This window comes from Pseudomonas sp. PS01299, assembly GCF_029960145.1.
GTDB classification, from domain to species: Bacteria; Pseudomonadota; Gammaproteobacteria; order Pseudomonadales; family Pseudomonadaceae; genus Aquipseudomonas; species Aquipseudomonas putida_A.
Genome location: NZ_JASCPO010000093.1, coordinates 1 through 22,746, shown reverse-complemented (window position 1 = coordinate 22,746; position 22,746 = coordinate 1). Strand labels below are relative to the sequence as shown.

Genomic DNA, 22,746 nt, shown 5'->3' with positions numbered 1-22,746 from the left:
CCTATCAGGCGTAATTTCCCTTTCCGTATTCGATCTAGCCCCCCCCCCCCCCACAGAACGATGTCATAATGCCTTCATCGGCATGATGACACCTATCTCAGAGGGCGTTTTAATGAAGGTTTTCGGGCTGGCAATCTTGATTCCGGTGTGTGCTGTCAGCTATCTGTGCAAAGAAGGAGATGGCGCAGTTGCGATAATTGCCAGGATGGTTTTCACATCCAGCACTATGGCCTTGTACTTTTTTCCAGCGATATACTCTATCAGGACTAAGCCCAAGGCACGAGCATCGATTTTCGAACTGAACCTTCTCGCAGGTTGGACGGGCTTGGGTTGGACTTTAGCGTTGTATAGGGCCAAAGTTTTACCGCTTGATGACGACAAAATTTGAATATGCTGTTGTCATGCAAGATTAGATCTAATTATTGGTTTGCTTGAGCCGCAGCGTGATAGAAGGTTTACGCTAGGGCCTCTTCTGTAACTTACGAACCTTCCCTACAAACGCAACCAGCCGCCGTAGCTCATCAGCATCAGCGTTGAGGATAACTTCTAAAAGAAACGCCCGTTGTTCGATCTTGCTTTCAATATCCGAAAAAACTCTTTGACTGGTACACCAAGAATTAGGTGTCTTAAGCCAGTAACGGGTATACAACCCAAATGTGTTGGACGTCCAATTGGTTGGAGCTAGCGCTCCCAATACCTATACTCGTGGTAATTGGCGGGAGCTAACTTGGTTTTGCGGCGCTGAGTAGATGACTTGGCCGGACACACCCCATTGAGAACAAATTTGGACAAAACTCCATGCATACCGGCAAGCTAGTACTCCCTTACCCTTACCAAACTGCTGGCTGATGAAGGTTTTGAGGCTGATTGGCGTTTTAGTGGCGCAGCCGCTTTGAAAGATCGACAGGTCGTAGAGGACACCTTCGAGCATTACCCAGTCGTGACCGTCCCACTTGGCTTCCACGAACTCTCACCCATCGGTCGCTCCTGGAATATTCCCTCGGTGCGGAATCCACGACCATCCGGACACTCATTCCACGAGTATCCGGACACCGATTCCACGGTCATTCGGACACTTTCAGGCAGGCAGTCACGCAAGATTATTCACTACCATCGACCTCTTTTCTCGAAGCGAAGAGGTCGTCGTGGAGCGTATATCCATGCGTAAAATCCGAGAGGTACTACGCCTACAGTTCGACGCCGGCCTGTCCGTGCGCAAGATCGCCAGAAGCTTATCCATTGGCCATTCAAGCGCGGGAGACTACCTTTGCCGGTTCGCCGCCAGTGGGCTTCAGTTGCCCATCGATATCTATGATACGGAGTTGAACCGACACCTGTTCCCGCCGGCAGTGCCGGTGCCGAGCGACCAGCGCCCGATGCCCGACTGGGCTCATGTCCACGCCGAGCTACGCCGCCCCGGTGTAACCCTGGCCTTGCTCTGGCAAGAGTACCGACTCGCCCATCCGCAAGGCTTCCAATACAGCTGGTTCTGCGAGCACTACCGCCTCTGGGCCGCGAAGATTGATGTGGTCATGCGCCAGGAACACCGTGCCGGCGAAAAGCTGTTTGTCGATTACGCTGGGCAGACCGCGCCGGTCATCGACCGGCGAACAGGAGAGATCCGCCAAGCCCAGATCTTCGTCGCCGTGCTCGGCGCGTCCAGCGACACCTTCGCCGAGGCAACCTGGTCGCAGAAACTGCCCGACTGGCTGGGCTCGCACGTGCGCTGCTTCGCCTTTCTCGGCGGTACATCGCAGATCCGAGTACCGGACAATCTGCGTAGCGGTGTCACCAAGGCGCATCGCTACGAGCCGGATATCAACCCCAGTTACCGCGATCTGGCCGAGCACTACCGCGTCGCCGTGCTGCCCGCTCGCTCACGAAAACCCAAGGACAAAGCCAAGGTCGAAGTCGGCGTGCAAGTGGTCGAGCGCTGGATTCCGGCGGTGCTGCGCAACCGACAGTTTTTCTCCTTGGGCGAACTCAACACAGCCATTGCGCTGCTTGTGGATCGCCTCAATCAGAAGCCCTTCAAGAAGCTGCCCGGCTCACGCCGCTCAGCCTTCGAGACCATCGACCAGCCCGCTTTGCAACCGCTACCAGAACATCCGTATGTCTACGCCGAATGGAAAAAGGTGCGCGTACACATCGACTACCACGTCGAGGTCGACGGCCATTACTACTCGGTGCCGTACCAATTGGTGAAGCACCAACTCGAAGTACGGCTCACGGCTCAGACCGTCGAGTGCTTCCACGCCAACCAGCGCGTGGCCAGCCATCTGCGTTCAGCACATAAAGGCCGCCACACCACCCAAACCGAGCATATGCCCAAGAGCCACCGCGAACACGCCGAGTGGACACCGCAACGGCTGATCCACTGGGCCGAGCAGACAGGCCCGAATACGGCCGGCGTCATCGCCTACATCCTCGAACGCCGAATCCATCCGCAGCACGGCTTCCGCGCCTGCCTGGGCATCCTGCGCCTGAGCAAACAGCACGGCGAAGAGCGGCTGGAAGCCGCTTGCCAGCGAGCGCTGGCACTGGGCGCGTGCAGCTACAAAAGCCTTGAATCAATCCTGCGTCAAGGGGTGGAACGGCTGCCGCTGGCCCAACAAAACCTGCCGTTACTGCCCGAAGAACACATCAACCTGCGTGGCCCTGGCTACTACCACTGACCTGAAAAGGAGCACCAAAATGCTGCCTAACCCGACACTCACAAGCTACAAACCCTGCGCCTGCACGGCATGATCAAGGCGCTTGGCAAACAGCACGCAACGCCTGACATCAACGATCTCAGCTTCGATGAACGCCTCGGTCTGATGGTCGACCGCGAGCTGACCGAGCGCGAAGACGCTCGCCTGACGACTCGCCTCAAGGCCGCACGACTGCGCCATAACGCCTGCCTGGAAGACATCGACTACCGCAGCCCGCGCGGCCTGGACAAGGCCTTGATCCTGCAACTGGGCAGCGGCCAGTGGCTGCGCGACGGCCTGAACCTGATCATCGGCGGCCCGACTGGCGTAGGCAAAACCTGGCTCGCCTGCGCGCTGGCCCACAAAGCTTGCCGCGACGGTTACAGCGTGCGCTATCTGCGCCTGCCGCGCTTGATGGAAGAACTGGGCTTGGCCCACGGCGACGGCCGCTTCGCGAAACTGATGGCGGGTTATGCAAAGACCGACTTGCTGATCCTGGACGACTGGGGCCTGGCACCGTTTACCGCTGCGCAACGGCGCGACATGCTTGAACTGCTGGACGACCGCTACGGCAACCGCTCGACGCTGGTGACCAGCCAAATGCCGGTGGACAAATGGCATGCGCTGATCGGCGATCCGACCTTGGGCGATGCGATCCTCGACCGGCTGGTGCACAACGCTTATCGGATCGAGCTGAAGGGTGAATCAATGCGTAGGCGCGCGACGAAATTGACGTCGACAGAGACTTCAGACTAACAATGCAAACCTGCGTCGCTGCGCTCCGACTGCCTGTCCGAATGAGCGTGGAACGAGTGTCCGGATGTTTGTGGGCTGAGTGTCCGGATGGCGTGGAATCCGCACCCTCGGCATTCAAAATGCATATTGGCCATTAATTAACAGTTCTCCGAAGACGACAAAGACGGGTATCCCTTTAGATTTGAGAATGGAAGCAGATCCACCACTGACTATGACGCAAGAAGCAAATGATGGAGGAATCGAATCAAGTGTTTGTCTGTGTGCGTCCGACCAAGTCATCTACGCCGATCTAAAGGATGATCTCACGCGCCTGCTGACGTAGTGGGCGAGTGAAATCGAGCATGCTTAAGCATAAATGACAGCCAGTTCAATCACTCAAGGCGTGATGCCCGGACGCAGACCTTGGATAAGACGCGAGTACAACCCGAAAAGCTTGGAAAGCCACTGCGGAAAGCCGTTCAGCTCAAGTAGCCCGGAGCGAGCTGCTTTCTCAGCACTGTCTGCAGGCATTTCCGAAAAGCGGGACGGCTACTCTTTGGCCTCGATAGCGAACCCCGTCCTCACTTGATATGGGGTCGAATTGGTAGCAGCCCCCTCCAACGGCAGAGTTGGGCAATAGCCCCGCAAAAATTAAAAGCGCCGGCGCTAAACGCTTGAGCAACAGTGCGGTGTTGGCAGCATAAGCTGCGATCAGTTAATTGTGGATCCAGTTTCAATGGGGACTTCAACCCCATTGTGCCTGATGTAAATGTGGGAAAAGTAGCCTTACGCTTGACGGTTAATTCCGTAACGCTTCATGCGCAAGTAAAGAGTGCTTTTAGCTATGCCAAGCTCTTTGGCTACCAGAGTAAGATTGCCTCGATAACGCTCAATTGTGCTGGCAATGACCTGACACTCGCTTTCCCTCAAGCTACCTACGGGTCTGTCGCTGCGCACAATCGCGACTTCGTGCACATAGGAAGGCAAATCAGAACGCCTCAAGACTTCCCCGCCCATCAGCAACATGCCCTCAATCACATTACGTAATTCCCGGACGTTACCCGGCCACAAATAAGCAACTAGATAGCCCAGCACTTCGTCTTCCACTAAGGGTACTGGAATACCGTGTCGATGGGCCAAGCTGGTTAGCAGGTGCTCCACCAACCTTGGAATATCTTCCTTGCGATCACGCAATGGGGGAATTCCAACACTTGTCACTGCTATTCGATAGAACAAATCGCCTCGGAAGCGTTGATTTGTAACATCCTCACGTAAATCACGGTGTGTCGCTGCAACTAATCTAAAGTTGACCTTGCGCGGTTCTGTCTCGCCCAGTCGATATATTTCCCCCTCCTCCAGTGCCCGCAGCAGATAACTCTGCAAGTCCAAGGGCATTTCACCGATTTCATCCAAGAACAGAGTGCCCCCGTTTGCCGCCTCTATCTTGCCCTTCATACCTCCACGACGAGCCCCGGTAAATGCGCCTTCGGCGTAGCCAAATAATTCACTGGAGAGCAAATCCTTGGAGAGACTTCCACAATTGATGGAAACAAACGGGCCATTTTTACCCACGCCGGAATAATGAATGCCTTGGGCGAAGGCCTCCTTGCCCACCCCGGTTTCTCCCTGCAGCAATATCGGTACATTGGAGCAGGCCAATTGTCTGGCTTTGCGAAGAGCTTCGACCAGCGCCGGACTCTTGCCGGTGATCTGGTCAAATCCGACCAGTGTTTCCATTTCTCTATGGTCGGCCGTTCTGTCAACACCAGGCCGGCCAAGGGATTTACAGGGGATACGGAGTAATGTTCCCAAACGCAAACCTTGTGCAACAACCGGCTGCAGCCAGTCGACTGACAGCCACTGTGGCAAGACATCTGTCAATCGTCCTTTATCATCCAGGCAGAGTGAAGTCAGTCGAAAATCACGAGTGAAACTGATATCTACGCCTCGAGCAACCAACGCACCATAGGCATGAGTATTTGCCTTTATCAGGAAGCCTTTTTCATCAAACAACATGATGCAATCGCCTCTATCCCGCCACAGATCCAATGACGCATCCAGCAGCCGATAGCCGGTTTCGGCTTTTTGGTTGGCCAAGGCCAATTCAATCCGCTCAGCTGTGCTGACGGCCAGCGCCAGCGTATGGCGGTTGTAGGTCTGAGACTCTCCCGAAACGTTCAGTACCCCAAGTATATGGCCATCAGACGGGTCGCGGATCACTGTGGCAGAACAAGTCCATCGCTGGATTCCTTCACAAAAATGCTCACCGGCATGAACCTGTACAGGACGTTGCAGCATCAGCGCGGTGCCAATCGCGTTAGTCCCACAAATATCTTCGCTCCACGGACTGCCAGGAAGCAGATGAATGTGTTCCGCGCTTTTGAGGGTCTGCAGGTCACCGCCTGTTTCGATAATCATGCCGCTGCTATCGGCCAATACAATGATCGTTCCGGTTTGGGCAAGAAATTGATTGGCCACCGCCATGGCCTCCGTACTGACGTCCAGTAGGCGCGCCTGACTGTCGCGTATGGTCTCGAGTTGCGCCCGATTTACCGGTTCCGGCGCGTGTCGAAGCGTAGGGTTGACGTTTTTGTCCAGGCAGCGCCTCCAGGAGTCGCCCACTGGATAGCGCAAGACCGAAGCAGGTGTTTCAGCGCCATTGAGGACGCTCTCCCAAGCGGCCAATACCTGACCGTCGTGTTCTGGTCTCGGGTAGCCGAATTCCAGGTACGGAGCATTCATAGACACACCCTCTATTCTTATTATTGATGTCCCTGTCTGGTTTTCAGGGCGAGAGCTAAAAGTACAATACGCCCATTCAAACCACGCACCTCATAGAGGTGTGTCTTAACTGTACCCCTTCACCCGCACGCGCGCACCCCCACACACAGATTAAGAAGATCAGCGGCGTCGCATTGGTTTGTTCAATGCCCGAACGACATCCAGATATGCCTCCCCTTGGAATCGAACGAAAATCATCCACTCATCCGTCCGAGAATCAAACGGTTTACCCATAAACCCGCTCAAAGAAAACTTAGAGTCAATAATTAATACCATAGAAATCAATTGATTAAATATCATCGACGTTATGGCATGCCGTTTGCTCTCTCTTACTTCGCAGCCGCAAAGAAGCTGCTCACATGCAGTGAAGCGTCACACGCTCAAGAGCCTAAGCCGGCAACGGCAATACGGAGGACGGTGCATAACAACACCATTCGACCGATAACAAACAAAAGGACATAGACCCGTGACATTACAAATTAATATTGATAACGGTGGAACACTCACCGACATCTGCATACTCACTGATACCGACGTCAAGAAGACCAAGGTACTCACCACTCCCTATGATCTAAGCAACTGTTTTTTTGAAGGACTGAAAAAAGCCTCCGGCGTGCTTTATGGGGAGCCCGATGTACGGCGGCTGCTTGAGGAAGTAGACCTGATCCGCTACTCCACAACTCAAGGCACTAATGCAATATGCGAGAGAAAGGGCCCTAAGCTCGGGTTGATCACCAGTCTCAACGACAGTGAACTCTCAGAACTGATAAAACAGCACGATGTTGACTTGTACGATGCCTTGGTGGGCCAACGCGTCAGTTTGCTGGACACCTCAACACTGGGCATCGAGCATGCGGAGATGGAGATTGTAAAATCCATAAACACTCTCACCGCCGCGGGCGCCAACCGCATCGTCGTCAGTTTTTCTGACAAGAACTTCGAAGCGTTGGAGAATATTTTCCGCAAAGTCGTGCTGCGCAAATACCCCCGCCATCTACTTGGCGCTGTCCCTACGCTCTATGGCAGTGACCTGAGCATGGATGCGGATCCAGTACGCCGCACTTGGACAGCCCTGATTAACTCCTTTCTGCACCCTGCAATGGAGCAGTTTCTGTTCAATGCGGAAAATCGGCTCCGGGGTTTCAACACGAAAAATCCACTGCTGATATTTCGCAACGACGGCGATGCGTCCCGTGTTGCCAAAACTGTCGCCGTGAAAACCTACAGCTCCGGGCCCCGTGGCGGCATGGAGGGTATGAAATCCTTTGCGATCCGTTATGGGATGAGTGACGTTGTTGCTATAGATGTCGGCGGTACCACCACTGACATCGGCCAATGCATCGAGGGAAGCGTGTCCGAAGTGCGGCGAGGTCGGGTTGAAGGTATCAGTGTTTCATTCCCTCTGAGTGAAATCACCAGCGCCGGTGCTGGTGGTAGTTCGATTTTCAAAGTGGTCGATAACAAAATCGTGATCGGCCCTGACAGTGTCGGGGCTGTACCTGGGCCTGCGGCTTTTGGTCGAGGCGGCACGCAAGCAACTATTACCGATGCCAGCTTGCTCTCGGGTTTGTTTGATCCAAAATCCTACTTTGGTGGAGGCATGCAACTGGATCTGGATCGCGCGGCGACCGCTATCTCCATCCATATCGCTTCTCCTCTGGGCCTGGAGCCGGACGCTGCCCTGAGGGAGATGGAGCGCGCATATGAGGCCAAGATTGCCAGTGAGATACTGCGCGTCACCCAAGTCAGCCAGGAAACCGTACTGCTTGCTTTTGGTGGAGCAGGCCCTCTCAATGCTTGTGGCGTGGCCGAGAACGCCGGCATCAATCGTGTAGCGGTTCCTTACATGGCAGCAGTGTTCAGTGCGTTCGGCATCGGCACCTGTGATATCTCCCATCGTTACAGCGTGGTGCTGGACGCTGACCAACGTAGCCACGGCCATGTTGAAGACGCATTGACAGAGCTGAGTCTGAAGGCCGGGCGCGATATGTTCGCTGAAGGCTTTCAAGCCGACGACTACGTCATCAAATCGCGCCTTGTCATAACCGATACCAAAGGCCAGGAACTCATTTTCCCACTACAAAGTGAGTCGGGTTATCAATCTGCACTGACTGAGGCTCACATCGCCGAACTTGAAGTCACCGCTGTCAAACAATTGCGTCAAGACGCAAATCAGCCGGTTCGATTCGTTCCTACAACTGCCGCCCTCTCCAGTACGACTCGCAATGTTCTGACTCGCAATAATGGTCGCGTTGATGTTCCGGTTTATCGATTAGCTGATTTGAAAGTCGGCGATTTTGCCCAAGGGCCCGCGATCATCGAAGAGGACTTCTTCACCTGCAAGGTGCTCGACGGTTGGACGTTTGTCATCAGCGACCACCAAGACATCTTACTGAACAGGGAGGCATGAACATGAAAGTATTAATGACCGAATACCTGCGCCTAGACCTGGATGCGGAGCAATGGGAATGTCGGGTTTGCGACCACGTCATCGGTACAGCCCATAAGGGATACAAGGAAGGCATGCTGGTATATGACCGTGATCCACGGGATATCCACCCACCTATCCTGGCACCGGAAAAATATCGATACACGTTCAGCCCCGATCCGGAATGGGTACGCATTCTTGAGTATTACTGTGCCCAATGCGGTACCCAGGTAGAAACCGAGTATGTCCCTCCTGGTCACCCTCCTCTGCATGACATGCAGCCTGATCTGCCTGCCTTGCGCACACAGTGGGCGAGCCGTCCTGAAGTTCTCGAAGTAAGCGTCGGCCCTGCTGTAATCCAGCGCTCAGACGACCACAAACACTAAGCAATTCACTTCCACTCAATTACAAGAAAAAGGGAAATGATATGAGACGAGTTTCTGTCGATATTGGTGGGACATTCACCGATTGCTTCGTGGTTTGGGATGGCAAATACATCGAAACCAAAGCACTGACCACCCATCACAACCTCGCACTGGGTTTCAATCAAGCACTGGGCAAAGGCTGCAAGACGCTTAACTTGGAATTGGCCGATGTCCTCTCGAGCGTGGATTCGGTTCGCTATGCGACCACCCTGGGCACCAACGCTTTGATCGAACACAAGGGCCCCAAAATCGGCATGCTGGTGACCTGCGGCTATGAGGCAACTGTCCCTCTGAGCCGTGGTCGCGGCTATGGCGAGGGGCTGGACATCCTCGGCCAAACGGACATACCCAACGCCAGTCGACCTGATCCACTGGTGCTACCTAGCATGATTCGAGGCGTTCGCGAGCGGCTGGATTTCGAGGGCAAGCTCGTCATGGCCCTTGATGAAGACAATGTTCGCTTGCAGATCCGCGAACTGGTGAATAGAGGCGCACAGATCATTGTCGTCTCACTACTCAATTCCGTGGTCAACCCGGAACACGAGCAACGTATCGAAGAGATTCTGCAGGAGGAATATCCCTCCCATTTGCTGGGAGCTATTCCAATCATCCTGTCGCACCAGGTATCGGGTCGTAAGGGTGAATACGTACGCTCAGCCTCGGCTATCATCGACGGATATCTTCACTCCACCATGTACCATGCGCTTTCGACGCTGGAGCAAAACCTGCGTACGCACCAATACGAACAGCCGATGTTGGTGATTCATAACTCGGGCGGCATGGCCCAGCTTAACTCCACCGACGCATTGCAAACTATCCACTCTGGCCCGGTATCGGGTATCGCCGCCTCAGAGCATCTGGCCATGCAGGCGGCGCTCGGAAACGTCGTTGCGACTGACATGGGTGGTACGAGCTACGACATCGGTATTGTGGTCGATGGGGGCATCAAGCACTACGACTTCAACCCCGTCATCGACCGCTGGATGGTCTCGGTACCTATGGTGCATCTGGTGACCTTGGGTGCAGGCGGCGGCTCGGTCGCGAGCTTTGACAGCATGTACAGCACCGTTAAATGTGGGCCCGAGTCAGCGGGATCTGACCCTGGCCCTGCCTGCTACGACCGTGGCGGTTTGAAGCCAACGGTGACGGACGCCGACTTGGTACTCGGCTACCTCAGCGCAGAAAATTATGCAGGAGGTTCCATTCCCCTCAATGCGCGACGGGCCGTGACGGCCATCGAAGACACCATCTGCGAAGATTTGGACTGCGATGTGATCGAGGCAGCCTTGCTCATCCGCGAGAAAGTCGACGACAACATGGCTAACGGCCTGTTCACGGAACTGCGTGCTCGAGGCTACGACCCCAAAGACTTCACCATGCTGGCCTATGGGGGCAACGGCCCGTTGCACTGCTGCAGCATTGCGCAGAACCTCAACATTGACAGGATCCTTGCTCCGCCATTCAGCTCGGTGTTCTCAGCCGTAGGTGCGGGCAATATTCACCAGCTACATATCCACGAAAAGTCTCTGTACATGGTGCTGTACGACTCCAACACGCGTCACTTGTTCGACGACTACGACCGATTCAACGATATCGTGGCGGCGCTCAAGGAACGCGGCACTCAAGACCTCTTGCGCCAAGGCATCGAGCGCGAGGACATCCGTCACAACCTGGAACTGGACATGCGCTACGGCAACCAGTTAGTCCAGACAACGGCAGTCATTCCCCAGCACTCGGTGCATGGCCCTGCCGATGTATTGGCCCTCATAGCCCAGTTTTCCACTGACTATGGCAGCCGATTCGGAGAAGGATCACAAGCCCCAGAAGCCGGTATCCGCATTAACACCATCCGAGTGGCTGCTTATGTGCACCATGAGACAGTGCAGTTTGGCAACATCAAGCCAGTGCCATTAGAGCAGCGCAAACAACCACCAGCACCTTCGTCTACTCGCCAATGCTACTTCGCAGGCCACAAGGAGGCCTTTGATACACCGGTCTGGAATCGTTCAGATATTGATCCTGGAGTGCAAATACGTGGGCCGGCGATTGTGGCCTCTGAAGTCACCACCTTCCTGGTTAACCCTGGATGGAACTTCGTCGCGGCACTGCAGAACGCCTCTTGGTTTCTTCGCGATCAATCCACCCATTGATCAATTGAATTTAAAAAACTCGAGAAAGGATCCAGACATGAACGATATTTCGATCAAAACACCCGGCCAGGCTCCCAGTCCAGAAGATGCTGCGCTGATCAAGAAATTCCTTGAGGACACGACGCTATTCCTCGCCCCGGATCCGGAGATCATGAACAACCATGACTTGATGGAGCGTTCGGAACAAGAAGACATCAGCATCCACAAACAAAATGACACCCACACAATCGCGAAGATTCGTGACCGCCTGCAATCGGGATGTGACGAAGGCTATGAGATGGTCGAACAGATGGGTGCCGCCCCGGGTGCAAAATGGGGCGATGTCATCACCGGCGTCTACTCAGCATCGGGGGATCTAGCAATCGCCAGTGCTGGCGGCGTGCTGCTGTTTTCAGCCTTGGTGCACCATCCGATTAAGTTCATCATCAAGAACTGGATCAACGAACCTACTGTGGGTGTCCGCGACGGCGATGGCTTCATTCACAATGACTCACGCTATGGCAACGTACACAACACCGACCAGAGCATGATCCTTCCGATTTTCCACGAAGGAAAACTGGTTTGCTGGGTAGCCGCCACGGTTCATGAAGGCGAAAACGGTGCGATCGAACCCGGGGGGATGCCGTCTATGGCAGAAAGCCCGAGCGATGAAGGGCTGAAAATGAGCCCGTTCAAGGTCGTGGAAAACTACCAGATCAAACGCGACTTGCTGACCTTCCTGCAAAACTCGGTACGCGAGCCCAAGCTCCAGTACGAGGACATGAAGGTCAAACTCTATGGCTGCCTGCGCATTAAGCAGCGCATTGAGGATGTCCTCAAAACCGATGGCCCGGATGCCCTGATTGCCACCCTGCGCTTGACCATGGAAAACGTGCGCACCGAAGTCAAACGTCGTATCAGCGAATGGCCTGACATGACCGTGCGCACGTTCATCGTTCAAGACTCCACGCTGCGTGAAAACTGCATCGCCAAAATCAATTGCCAACTGACCAAAAAGGGCGACAGACTTATCTTCGACTTCCGTGGCTCTGCACCGGAATTTACCAACCGCCCGACTAACACCGTCCTCGCCGGACTCAAGGGCATGCTCTCGCAGTTGGTAATGTGCTACATCTGGCCCGATCTGCCCCGTGGGCAAGCGGCCTTTGCGCCCATCGAAGTAATCACCGACCCCTTCTCTATCCTCAACTCGTCTTACAACGCGCCCAACTCGCAGAGTTTGATGTCCATATTCACCGGATTTACCGCCGGCCAACACGCCGTCGCCAAATTCCTCTATAGCTGCCCGGAAAAATACACCAAAGTCCATGCACCCAGCTTCAACATGATCAACACCTTCATCTGGGGCGGGGTCAGCCAGCATGGCGAGACGCTTGGCAACCTGTGTGCTGACCTCAACGGCATGGGCGGTGGTGCACGCGTGGACATGGATGGCGAGCCAGGCTTGCAGCCAATCTTCGCCACCATGGCGGATGTCGGCGAGCAAGAACTGAACGAAGAGGACGTACCGTTCCTGCAACTGGTCTCCAAGAAAATGACCCGCGACGCTATCGCCCCGGGCAAGTTTCGTGGCGGCCAGGGCTACACCATGATTGTGGCGACCAAAGATAGTGAAGAATGGGGCTTCATGACCACCGCCCAAGGTGCCAAGGTTCCCCCGCTCCAGGGTCTGTTTGGGGGATATGCCTGTGGCACTTATCCGCTGTCCAAGGTCAAGGGCGTGGACGTCTACGATGTGCTGCTCAATGAACCAGAAAAATTCAAGCACTCCATCGAGGAGATCATGAACGATCAGTCCTTTGATGGAGCCACTTACACCACCCATCACATGGGCATGGGTTTTGAGATTTCCAATCGCGGCGAGCTGTTCATGATTTCTCAAGGGGCCGGTGCGGGTTACGGCGACTTGCTGGAACGCGATCCGGCTTTGGTCGTTAAAGACCTGGAAGAAGAGCTGATCTCACATGGTGTGGCTGAGCGTTTGTACAAGGTCAAAATTGCTCCCGACACCCTCATTGTCGACCATCAGGCGACTCGGGCGCTACGCGACAACGAACGCAAAGACCGGCTCTCCCGTGGCATCCCTTACGCGGAGTTCATCAAGTCCTGGAACAAACCAAAGCCACCTGCTCATCTTCCATTCTTCGGTTGCTGGGGTGACGACACCGAAACACTCTACATGGGCACTCCGGACAAAACCCGCCATGCCAACGAACCCATGCCTAACTACATGCGTCATCCAAAAGATGTACGTATCGAAGAACTGGAAAACCGGCTTGCAGCAGTAGGAGCATTAATGGATGAAAAAAGATGAGTACGCCATTTGCCGAGCATTTGCCTCTACCGGCAGGCAACGGAGCCATACGTATATGGCTTAAATCCTCAGCCTACACTCGGCGTCTACTGCAAGGTAGCGCAGACGCCGATGTCTGGACTAGCTCTGCGAGTTTTCTCGCCTGGTTTTCACAGGCCCACGGTTTACTCAAAACGGATGTCGCAGTCCTGGAGGTAGGCGAGCTATTCGATTCATGGATAGCCCGTAATGGTGGATTAGAAAGCCGCCTTCCCAAGCGGCGGCGTCCGACGACAGCGTTGCGCGCCTTGTTGGCCGAGGAGGAGCCCAAGGCATTGCTCGCTGAAGTCATCGGTGCGGTGGACTCTCAGTTGCGGGGGCGGGTGCCACTGGTGATTGCCATGCCTTCACCACGGCATTGGTTGCGCCATGCCAATTGGTTGGCCGACCAACCTGACGAAACACCGGATGCTGACATCGTAGAGGATGCCAGCATGTATCTGGCCGATCTGCTGCGGGCAGTGTCCACCACCCCTGTAAGCGGAGTGTTATTGGAGGAAGCTGCAGGTGATTCTGCCTTCAGCGCCGCCGACCTGCAGCGCTACAGTTCTGTCGTCAACGTGGTGCGGCACTATGGTTGGTCGCTTGGCCTGCGCTTGCCTCCAGGTACCTCGGTACCTGATAGCGGGCTGGATGAGTTCGACACCGTGATTACAGAGGCAGGAGCCAACACTGGATCGTTGTCCCGAGGCAGGGATATCAGCGCCGAGTTCACTCACAGCGTTCCCAATCCTCTGGCCGAAGGTGAGTTTTACTTTGCATCAGTTAATCCCGGGCTTCATCCCGAGACTGTATTGGAAACCTTGGAGTTACTGCGCAGACGCGCCTGAGTAGGTTGATGCAACGTTAAGTGGCGCTCTCCACGAACCCGGCAGTTTAGGGTTCGTGGAGACGCCCATCTATAACAAAAAAAACAAACTCATGGAGACTCATCCAATCATGACGACCTCGACGCCTGACCTTTCTCCCGCCGCCTACGCCCTCAAAAAAGCCGCAGTAGACCGTATTCCTGTCACTGTCCTGACGGGCTTCCTCGGTTCGGGCAAGACCACACTGTTGAACCACTGGGCCAGCCAGCCCGGCATGTCGGGCGTGGCACTTTTGGTCAATGAGTTTGGTGATGTCGGTATTGATCATCACTTGGTTGACCATATCAATGATCAGATTGTGCTGCTGGATTCAGGCTGTCTGTGCTGTCGCACCCAAGGAGATTTGGTTGGTGCACTCAAGTCTTTGTCCGAGAGAAGTGCCCGCCAATACATTGCACCTATCACCCGCGTCATTATCGAAACCACCGGCCTGGCAGACCCAGTGCCGGTTATTTATACCTTGATGGAGGATGCTTTTGTCAGCGCCCGTTACCTGTGCGATGGCGTTCTCACGACGGTTTCCGCAACCCATGGACAGGAGCAGCTTCAAGACTACTCTGAAACCACGCGACAAATCGTAGCCGCGGATCGTCTCTTGATAACCAAGTGCGACCTGGCGGGAACCCAGGCCGTGGAGCAATTGCAAGCCAGCCTTTCACAACTCAATGCCCATGCTGCACAAACGCTTGTGCGCAGAGGCCAGGCTCCCCTCGATCTATTGGCCGGCAATGGCCTGTATGGGCACGCGCACCGGCAGAAAATAAGCCTCCCGACCTGGATGGCGAGCACTCAGTTCACGCAGGGAGCAGAGGTGAGTCTGAGACAAGTCAGCAACGATGGCAAAGCCGTTACAGAGCAAAACGACAGAAGCATTTGGCGCTCCAGCACATACAATTCCAGTGTGCATCACACCAGTGAAACCCAAAGTTTTGTCGTTCGCTTTACCCAGGAAGTCCCCTGGTTCGGATTCTCACTCGTGATGGGGCACATACTGCGCAAATACCGTAAACACCTGCTGCGAGTTAAGGGCTTGATGTTAGCAGCTGATGACTCCAGACCACTGGTCGTGCAATGTGTACAAGACATCGCTTATCCGCTCGTAAGATTGCCCGCTTGGCCTACAGAAGGTGAATTCGCAGATGGGTATAGCCGGCTGGTGTTTATTACCCGTGGTTTACAAAAGGATCAAATCGAGTCTCTTTGCGACGACTTATCCAATTTACCAGGAGATCGATCAGCATTACGGAAAAGCTCGGCAGACTTAACCATTCCGACACGCTGTTGGTTTTCCCAAAGAGTTCCTCTCATGGACAACCGAAAGCTGCAGCATAGTGGTTGGTTCATCCAATCAGCTCAACTGAAGTAATCTCTGCCTCACGTTAGAGCACGTTCTTTGCCCTAATCAAACCCACTTAAGCTGCTGGAGAAATCGAGTGAATTAATGAGAGCAGCACCGGGTATCGACTTCAACCCTATGGGGGCAATGAGCGTGCAAGGTTTAGTTAATCCGGGGCAATTCACACCACCAGTTTTATCGGCAGCAAGAGCATCTTTGACTTCACTGGGCGACGAAGCGTGGCTTGGCTGCAGGCGGTCGACAGCTATATAGCGCGGATCACCATATAACTGCTGCAGATGTTGTTGTCAGGTTTGCTCTTGACGCTCAGATCATTGCCACGTGGTGCCAATCCCCATTAGAGAAATAACGACTACTCGAGATAATAGACGCGGCAAAGCCAACAATCTTTAAGGTAGGCAGGCTGCGCAAAGTGGAGGCTTGGCTAAGCTATCAGTCACGTCACTACTGCACTATGGAAAGCGACCGTCGGGAGCAAGCTAAACGAAGGCAAAGGATGTGCGTGTAAAATCTGAGTCACGGTTCATCTCGCTTCTGATTCTATTCGCAGTCCTTTGGGCCGTGGGGGAAAAGACACGCCTCCAACTCCGGCCCCGCTTAGCCAACAGACTACCCGGAGTATGTTAGTTTCTGCTCCGTTAACAGCAACCCAGCCAGCACAGACCCTACCAGTCAATCAGTTCGTAAACGCGGATAGGTTGAATCTGCGTGACAAGCTGGGTTGCAGGGTAATCTCCAACGTGAGACGCGGCGAGAAGGTACAGGTATGCGAAAAGAAGAATGATTGGGCTCGCATCAGCTTGGATGGCTAGCCAGATAAATGGTTATCGTTCAAAAGCGTGTGCGACGCGGCGAACTGCGACGCCGCTTCTAAAGCGCGACCTGCGCTCAGAAAATTCCTAGGGTAGCTCAAAGTTACGGATCACCTTGCCCTGCTCTTCTGGAAACGTCTGTATAGGCCCCAGGGGTCGTAGGTACTACATCACTTCTGGAGGAAACAAAGGCTAAAGCGTCCAATTCACTTGTTGCGGCTGCGATCCTGGCTGCTGTCCTTGACCGATAACGACGTCAATAGCTGGGTTCGGCAAACTTCCAGTATCTCATCTGCAAGAGGAGAGTCATCCGGACATGCCCGCGACAACATGACAGCTCCTATTGCATGCGCTAGCAGGTCAATCGCTTTCGCTCGAGCATCCTGCTTCGGCACATCCAGACCCTCTAGGTACTTTTCCTCGAGCGCAGCCAGCGTGCTCTCTATACCCGTGGCAAAGGTTGCCTTCAAGTCATCTGACTGACGCGCAGCGTCACCACAAAGTGCCGCCATCGTACAACCCTCGCCTCGACCGTCTCGATGATCCCTAGATACGTACATGTTTACGAAACCCGCCACATCGAGGTCGGAGGTACGGGCGAGCGATTGCGAAAGGCTATTTTCAGCAGCTTCAGCCATCAGATCAGCCTTGGAACCGAAGTGCTTGTAAAAGCCGCCTTGAGTAAAGCCAGCAGTGGCCATCAGCTCCGCCACACCGACACCATCGTATCCACGCTCACGAAACAGTTCTGAAGCTGTGTCCACAATGTGAGCCCGGTTGGCGAGTGATTGCGTTTTGGTGATCTTCATTGCGCCCCCCTTAGCCTAACTAATGTTGGCCTTACTATACTCTGATGTCGACCATAATCAAAACTGTTGACACCTTTGATTATGGTCGACATCATAAAAGCCCCTGCAGCGTATCTTTGCCGCGAGGGAGCAGATGACCGTCATTGATCAACGAGCATGGAATCTATATGAACGACAAGACCTTGTTTGAGCCCTACACACTTGGCTCACTCACACTCTCCAACAGAGTCGTGATGGCACCGCTCACGAGAAACCGCGCAGGATCGGGTTTCGTCCCAAGTGAACTTGCTGCGATCTATTACGGCCAGAGGGCCTCTGCCGGCCTCCTGATTTCCGAGGCCACTCAAATCTCGCAGCAAGGTCAGGGGTATCAGGACACGCCAGGGATTTACACGCAGGAGCAGATAGAAGGATGGCGCGCAGTCACACAAGCCGTTCACGCGAAAGGCGGGCACATCTTCATGCAGCTTTGGCACGTAGGGCGCGTTTCCCACGTTGACCTTCAGCCTAATGGCTCCGCGCCAGTGGCGCCCTCTTCCCTGGGAGCCGCGACGAAGGTTTTCGTCAACAACAGCTTCGAGGACGCCTCCGAACCCCGAGCCCTTGATGCCAGCGAACTGCCAGGGATCGTGAATGATTTTCGGGTTGCAGCGGCAAATGCGATTGCAGCTGGTTTTGATGGCGTAGAGATCCATGGTGCAAACGGTTATTTGTTGGATCAATTCCTCAAAGACGGCTCCAACGTGCGCACAGATGCCTATGGTGGATCCATTGAAAACCGCGCTCGCTTGCTGCTCGAAGTCGCTGCCGCTGTAGTAGAAGAAATTGGTGCCGACAGAACAGGTATTCGTCTTTCTCCAGTGTCACCAGCCAACGGTATTTCAAGCAGTGACCCGCAACCACAATTTGACTACGTCGTTGACCAGCTCGATGCCTTGGGCCTGGTTTACATCCACGTGGTAGAGGGTGCAACTGGCGGGCCGCGCGACGTCGCGCCTTTTGATTTTGGCTCCCTGCGCCATCGCTTCAAAAACACCTACATCGCCAACAATGGCTATGACCTGAATCTCGCAACCTCGCAACTCAACGATGACAAAGCGGATTTGATCGCCTTCGGTCGTCCGTTCATTGGCAACCCTGATCTGGTAGAGCGGCTCAAGACCGGCGCTAAGTTGTCCGCATTCGACCCGGCGACTATCTACGGCGGCGGTGCGGCTGGCTACATCGACTACCCGACACTTGCCGAGTCCAGTTCCAAGCAAGGCTGAGCAGTAATCGCGACTGAATCGTTAACCGACATCAATTAAAGAGCATCCTATTATGAGCATCCCTGGAACCGTTTTGATTACCGGCGCCTCCACCGGAATCGGTGCAACCTACGCGGAGCGTTTCGCAGGACGCGGGCACAACCTGGTGCTGGTCGCCCGTGACAAACACCGCTTGGACGCTTTGGCTTCCCGTCTGCGCGAGCAACACGGTGTTACCGTTGACGTGATCCAGGCTGACCTGACTCAAACTTCCGATTTGACGACTGTCGAAACTCGCCTTCGCGACGACGCCAGTATCAGCATTCTTGTGAACAACGCGGGCGCCGCTCTATCCGGTAGCTTCACTGAGCAATCCACTGACAGCGTTGCCAACCTAGTCGCACTCAACACGACTGCGCTAGTACGACTCACCAGCGCCATAGCCCCTCGCCTGTCACAAGCTGGCAGTGGAGCGATTGTCAATATTGGCTCGGTCGTAGGACTGGCACCGGAATATGGAATGTCGGTCTACGGCGCAACCAAGGCGTTTGTGCTTTTTCTCTCACAAGGCTTGAGCCTCGAACTCGCCCCCAAAGGCGTGTATATCCAAGCCGTACTGCCAGCCGCGACCCGTACCGAAATCTGGGAGCGCGGAGGCTACGACATCAATGCCATTAGCGAAATAATGGAAGTCGGAGACCTAGTTGATGCCGCGATGGTTGGTTTTGATCGCCGAGAACCAGTGACCATACCACCTGTACAAGACGAGGCCCACTGGGATGTTCTACAGACTGCCCGCCAGGGTTTGTTGGCAGATATCCGCCAAGCCGAAGTTGCCAAGCGCTATAAAAAATAAGGCGTGACCGTGATGCAGCAAACGCTCACACAGAGCCCTAAAGGCAGAGCGTTAGCTGCACATTGTTCTCCTCTCACCAATCTGTACCTCAAACGGACACGGTGCGCAAATGACCGCTCAATCCACAAATAATCATCCTGGGCCGCAGGGGCTGTTCGTCCAATCCGCCAACCTGTGGGTCAATGTAGAAGGAACAACATTTGCCTACCGGGACTTGGGCCCGAGAGACGGATCGCCGCTCGTTCTATTGAACCATTGGGGCGCCGTCCTGGATAACTTCGATCCTCGAATCGTTGACGGTCTAGCTAAGAAGCATCGGGTCATTGCCATTGACTATCGCGGAATCGGCGGCTCTGGTGGAACCGCACCTTTAACTGTTAGCGAAATGGCAAACGACGCGATTGCGGTTATACGCACTCTGGGATTCCAGAAAGTCGATCTATTGGGTTTCTCACTCGGTGGATTTGTAGCGCAAGACATCGCGCTAAAAGCGCCTGAGATTGTGCGAAAACTCATTTTGACCGGAACCGGGCCTGCTGGTGGCCAGGGCATCGACAAAGTGTGGTCTGTGGCTTGGCCGTTGATGCTGAAGGGCCTAGTGACAATGCGCGATCCAAAGTTTTACCTTTTTTTCACCCCATCGGCTAACGGTCAGAGTGCGGCGCGCGCTTTTCTAAAACGCCTGACGGAGAGAACAAAAGAACGCGATAAAGGCCCCACCCCATCAGCGTTCATGCGACAACTGAGGGCAATAACTGCTTGGGGTCGCCAGTCGCCTCAAGATCTCAGTCGCATACAGGTTCCAACCCTTATTGCCAACGGCGACAGCGACATCATGGTACCCACTGTGAACTCGACTGAGCTGGCCAGCCGCATTCCCAACGCTCAACTGATCATTTATGAAGACGCCGGACATGGAGGAATTTTCCAGCATCACGCTGACTTCGTTCCCAAGGCATTGACATTCCTGAGAACTTGAAAGCCCCCAAACACTGGGCAGCCACCAACCTCGCCGCTCTCGGCTACTAAGAGTTGACCTAACATGAAAGCTTTTTATATCAACCAATACGGCAAGAGCAGTGGAAGTATCGGTGAGTTAGCTGAACCAAAAGTCGGCGCCAACGACGTTCTCGTTCAAATACACGCTACAAGCATCAATCCTCTGGATTTGAAGATCAGAACAGGAGAATTCAAACAGATTCTCCCATACACCTTTCCTTTGATATTGGGAAATGATTTGGCCGGCGTTGTGGTTCGCGTTGGATCAGATGTCCGCCTGTTCAGACCTGGTGACGAAGTCTATGCGCGTCCCCCGCAAGATCGCATCGGAACATTTGCTGAGCTTATTTCTGTTAACCAGGTCGCTTTAGCCTTGAAACCTCGCAACGTCAGCATGGAGCAAGCCGCTTCACTGCCTTTAGCCGCGCTCACGGCATGGCAGGTTCTGGTCGAGACAGCAAAGCTGAAGAAGGGCCAAAAGGTACTAATTCACGCTGGGGCTGGAGGCGTAGGTAGCATCGCTATTCAGTTGGCCAGGCACCTTGGCGCTTTCGTCGCGACAACTACGAGCACACCGAACGTTGAGTGGGTGAAAGCGCTCGGGGCGGACATTGTTATTGACTACAAAAAGCAGGACTTTGAGGCTGTCCTTAACGACTACGACGTTGTACTCAACAGCCTAGGTGCAGATGTTCTCAAAAAATCAGTGATGTGCCTCAAGCCAGGGGGCCTACTCGTATCAATCTCCGGCCCCCCAACGCCTGAGTTCGGCCAAGCAGAAGGGTTGTCTTGGCCAGTCAGGCAGATCCTGCGCTTGATTAGCCTTGGCATTCGAAAAGCATCACGCGCAGCCGGGGTTAAATACTCATTCGTTTTTATGCGCGCCAACCGCGCACAACTGAAAGAAATCACTTCTTTGGTTGAGTCGGGCGCCATCAAACCGATTATCGACAAAGTCTACCCATTCGCGTCTATCGCTGAGGCACTCACATATGTCGAACAGGGAAGATCCAAAGGGAAAGTAGTCATAAACGTAGCGTAACTGGTGTTTGGTGAGGAGCCAGAAATGGGCCGCATAAATGTCGAGATATCGGCTTCAGTCATGGGGTCGCTAGATGAAACTCTACCTTCGGAAGGAAGCGTCACTCGAGATTTTCTCGCAGAAATTGCAGTAAGCGGTCTTTCCGCTGAAGCCCCTCTCTTGTCTGGCGAAGATGCCAAAGCGCTAAGGCAAACGGCAAATGCTGTTGAGGAACGCTTGAGGGAATTGAGCGGACAGATTGCGAGCGCACCGTTGGTACAAAATGGGGACACTCGAAAAAAGCCTGAATCCAATACCCTCAACAATCCTGCCAACATTGTTTGGCGTGGCTTGATGCTCGATCCGTGACAGCAAAGCTTTCCCCAGTAGCAGCAGCCGCTGCGTTCGTTGACTCAAGTGCATCTACAGCACATGCGGAGATAACTATGAACTACAAAGCGTTCGGCAATTCCGGGCTGCGTGTCTCAGAACTCGCACTCGGCACAGGGAATTTCGGCACTGGCTGGGGCTACGGCGCAGATCCCGACTCCAGTGCGGAGATCTTTAACGCCTACGCAGAGGCCGGTGGCAACTTCGTCGATACAGCGGATATCTATCAATTCGGTCAGTCTGAGGAGTTGCTCGGAACTCTGCTTGAAGGACGACGAGACGATTTCGTGCTGGCCACGAAATTCACCAACGGTGCTGCAGCCAACGCGAATAGGCTTGCTACAGGTAACAGCCGTCGTGCCTTGGTGACCTCGGTAGAAGCGAGTCTAAGACGTCTTAAAACCGACCGGATCGACATTTACTGGGCACATCACCCAGATGGTGTAACTCCGGTGGAAGAAATCGTCAGAGGTTTCGAAGATTTGGCTCGCTCAGGGAAAATTCTGTACGCCGGTCTATCTAACTTTCCAGCGTGGCGACTTTCCCGAGCGGTCACATTAGCCGAGCTCACCCATGCGCTACCTATTGCAGCGGCTCAATTCGAACACAGCCTCGTACACCGTGAGCCTGAAGCTGACCTTTTCCAGGCCTCTTATGCTCTGGGCCTTGGGATCGTGACGTGGTCTCCCTTAGGTGTAGCGGCTTGCAATCGAAAACAGCCGTGCTCGCAATCAACGCAATTTTCGGCTCAAATTAACTGCGACTGACGGAGCCGTCTGGCTCAGATTAATTGCGAGCGAGCTTGCATTCAGCCGCATCGG

Annotated in this window: 15 protein-coding genes and 2 pseudogenes; 15 read left to right on the top strand and 2 right to left on the bottom strand. The window is 54.3% G+C overall.

Annotation, left to right across the window (positions count from 1 at the left end; all coding sequences use genetic code 11):
• The 3 genes and pseudogenes from QMX91_RS17220 to istB all read left to right on the top strand — a co-directional run.
• A partial coding sequence (locus tag QMX91_RS17220; protein WP_282413087.1) for a superinfection immunity protein occupies positions 1–388 on the top strand: 388 nt, incomplete at its 5' end.
• Positions 389–1,160: 772 nt separating this feature from the next.
• Positions 1,161–2,675, top strand: a complete 1,515-nt coding sequence (gene istA, locus QMX91_RS17215) for an IS21 family transposase (RefSeq protein WP_282411248.1) — start codon at positions 1,161–1,163, stop codon at positions 2,673–2,675.
• A gap of 19 nt (positions 2,676–2,694) precedes the next feature.
• Positions 2,695–3,449, top strand: a pseudogene (istB, locus tag QMX91_RS17210) (IS21-like element ISPsy14 family helper ATPase IstB).
• Between the two features lie 765 nt (positions 3,450–4,214).
• Here istB and QMX91_RS17205 read toward each other — a convergent pair.
• Positions 4,215–6,170, bottom strand: a complete 1,956-nt coding sequence (locus QMX91_RS17205) for a sigma-54-dependent Fis family transcriptional regulator (protein WP_282411247.1) — start codon at positions 6,168–6,170, stop codon at positions 4,215–4,217.
• Positions 6,171–6,675: 505 nt separating this feature from the next.
• Between QMX91_RS17205 and QMX91_RS17200 the strand changes: the two genes are divergently transcribed.
• The 6 genes from QMX91_RS17200 (at position 6,676) to QMX91_RS17175 (ending at position 15,800) form a co-directional block, all read left to right on the top strand.
• A complete protein-coding gene (locus QMX91_RS17200) occupies positions 6,676–8,619 on the top strand; it encodes a hydantoinase/oxoprolinase family protein (RefSeq protein WP_282411246.1) in 1,944 nt (647 codons plus the stop codon).
• 2 nt (positions 8,620–8,621) lie between these two features.
• Entirely contained in the window at positions 8,622–9,023 is a 402-nt protein-coding gene (locus tag QMX91_RS17195) for an acetone carboxylase subunit gamma (protein WP_282411245.1), read from the top strand.
• 41 nt (positions 9,024–9,064) lie between these two features.
• The gene (locus QMX91_RS17190) at positions 9,065–11,212 is read left to right on the top strand and encodes a hydantoinase/oxoprolinase family protein (protein WP_282411244.1); all 2,148 of its coding nucleotides are present in this window, start codon (positions 9,065–9,067) and stop codon (positions 11,210–11,212) included.
• Between the two features lie 37 nt (positions 11,213–11,249).
• A complete protein-coding gene (locus QMX91_RS17185) occupies positions 11,250–13,526 on the top strand; it encodes a hydantoinase B/oxoprolinase family protein (RefSeq protein ID WP_282413086.1) in 2,277 nt (758 codons plus the stop codon).
• Complete coding sequence (locus QMX91_RS17180) at positions 13,523–14,395, top strand: hypothetical protein (protein ID WP_282411242.1); 873 nt, start codon at positions 13,523–13,525, stop codon at positions 14,393–14,395. Before QMX91_RS17185 ends, QMX91_RS17180 begins: the two co-directional genes overlap by 4 nt.
• A 109-nt stretch (positions 14,396–14,504) precedes the next feature.
• Positions 14,505–15,800: a GTP-binding protein gene (locus QMX91_RS17175; RefSeq protein WP_282411241.1), complete on the top strand. Its 1,296-nt coding sequence runs from the start codon at positions 14,505–14,507 to the stop codon at positions 15,798–15,800.
• A 1,009-nt stretch (positions 15,801–16,809) separates the two neighbouring features.
• Here QMX91_RS17175 and QMX91_RS17170 read toward each other — a convergent pair.
• A complete protein-coding gene (locus QMX91_RS17170) occupies positions 16,810–17,412 on the bottom strand; it encodes a TetR/AcrR family transcriptional regulator (protein WP_282411240.1) in 603 nt (200 codons plus the stop codon).
• A gap of 167 nt (positions 17,413–17,579) precedes the next feature.
• Between QMX91_RS17170 and QMX91_RS17165 the strand changes: the two genes are divergently transcribed.
• The 6 genes and pseudogenes from QMX91_RS17165 to QMX91_RS17140 all read left to right on the top strand — a co-directional run.
• Positions 17,580–18,680 carry an alkene reductase gene (locus QMX91_RS17165; protein WP_282411239.1) on the top strand — a complete coding sequence of 367 codons (1,101 nt, stop codon included), beginning with the start codon at positions 17,580–17,582 and terminating at the stop codon, positions 18,678–18,680.
• Between the two features lie 52 nt (positions 18,681–18,732).
• Positions 18,733–19,515: an SDR family oxidoreductase gene (locus QMX91_RS17160; RefSeq protein ID WP_282411238.1), complete on the top strand. Its 783-nt coding sequence runs from the start codon at positions 18,733–18,735 to the stop codon at positions 19,513–19,515.
• Positions 19,516–19,624: 109 nt separating this feature from the next.
• Entirely contained in the window at positions 19,625–20,494 is an 870-nt protein-coding gene (locus QMX91_RS17155) for an alpha/beta hydrolase (RefSeq protein ID WP_282411237.1), read from the top strand.
• A 63-nt stretch (positions 20,495–20,557) separates the two neighbouring features.
• Complete coding sequence (locus tag QMX91_RS17150; protein ID WP_282411236.1) at positions 20,558–21,556, top strand: NADP-dependent oxidoreductase; 999 nt, start codon at positions 20,558–20,560, stop codon at positions 21,554–21,556.
• Between the two features lie 24 nt (positions 21,557–21,580).
• On the top strand, positions 21,581–21,904 hold the full coding sequence (locus QMX91_RS17145; protein WP_282411235.1) for a hypothetical protein: 324 nt from the start codon (positions 21,581–21,583) through the stop codon (positions 21,902–21,904).
• A gap of 77 nt (positions 21,905–21,981) precedes the next feature.
• A pseudogene (locus QMX91_RS17140) lies at positions 21,982–22,620 on the top strand (aldo/keto reductase); the annotation flags it as partial.
• Positions 22,621–22,746: the final 126 nt, after the last annotated feature.

Excerpts from the sequence above, each read along its gene's own strand:
- istA (WP_282411248.1), top strand. The coding sequence starts at position 1,161 with ATGCGTAAAATCCGAGAGGTACTACGCCTACAGTTCGACGCCGGCCTG.
- QMX91_RS17205 (WP_282411247.1), bottom strand. The coding sequence starts at position 6,170 with ATGAATGCTCCGTACCTGGAATTCGGCTACCCGAGACCAGAACACGAC.
- QMX91_RS17195 (WP_282411245.1), top strand. The coding sequence starts at position 8,622 with ATGAAAGTATTAATGACCGAATACCTGCGCCTAGACCTGGATGCGGAG.
- QMX91_RS17190 (WP_282411244.1), top strand. The coding sequence starts at position 9,065 with ATGAGACGAGTTTCTGTCGATATTGGTGGGACATTCACCGATTGCTTC.
- QMX91_RS17185 (WP_282413086.1), top strand. The coding sequence starts at position 11,250 with ATGAACGATATTTCGATCAAAACACCCGGCCAGGCTCCCAGTCCAGAA.
- QMX91_RS17180 (WP_282411242.1), top strand. The coding sequence starts at position 13,523 with ATGAGTACGCCATTTGCCGAGCATTTGCCTCTACCGGCAGGCAACGGA.
- QMX91_RS17175 (WP_282411241.1), top strand. The coding sequence starts at position 14,505 with ATGACGACCTCGACGCCTGACCTTTCTCCCGCCGCCTACGCCCTCAAA.
- QMX91_RS17170 (WP_282411240.1), bottom strand. The coding sequence starts at position 17,412 with ATGAAGATCACCAAAACGCAATCACTCGCCAACCGGGCTCACATTGTG.
- QMX91_RS17165 (WP_282411239.1), top strand. The coding sequence starts at position 17,580 with ATGAACGACAAGACCTTGTTTGAGCCCTACACACTTGGCTCACTCACA.
- QMX91_RS17160 (WP_282411238.1), top strand. The coding sequence starts at position 18,733 with ATGAGCATCCCTGGAACCGTTTTGATTACCGGCGCCTCCACCGGAATC.
- QMX91_RS17155 (WP_282411237.1), top strand. The coding sequence starts at position 19,625 with ATGACCGCTCAATCCACAAATAATCATCCTGGGCCGCAGGGGCTGTTC.
- QMX91_RS17150 (WP_282411236.1), top strand. The coding sequence starts at position 20,558 with ATGAAAGCTTTTTATATCAACCAATACGGCAAGAGCAGTGGAAGTATC.
- QMX91_RS17145 (WP_282411235.1), top strand. The coding sequence starts at position 21,581 with ATGGGCCGCATAAATGTCGAGATATCGGCTTCAGTCATGGGGTCGCTA.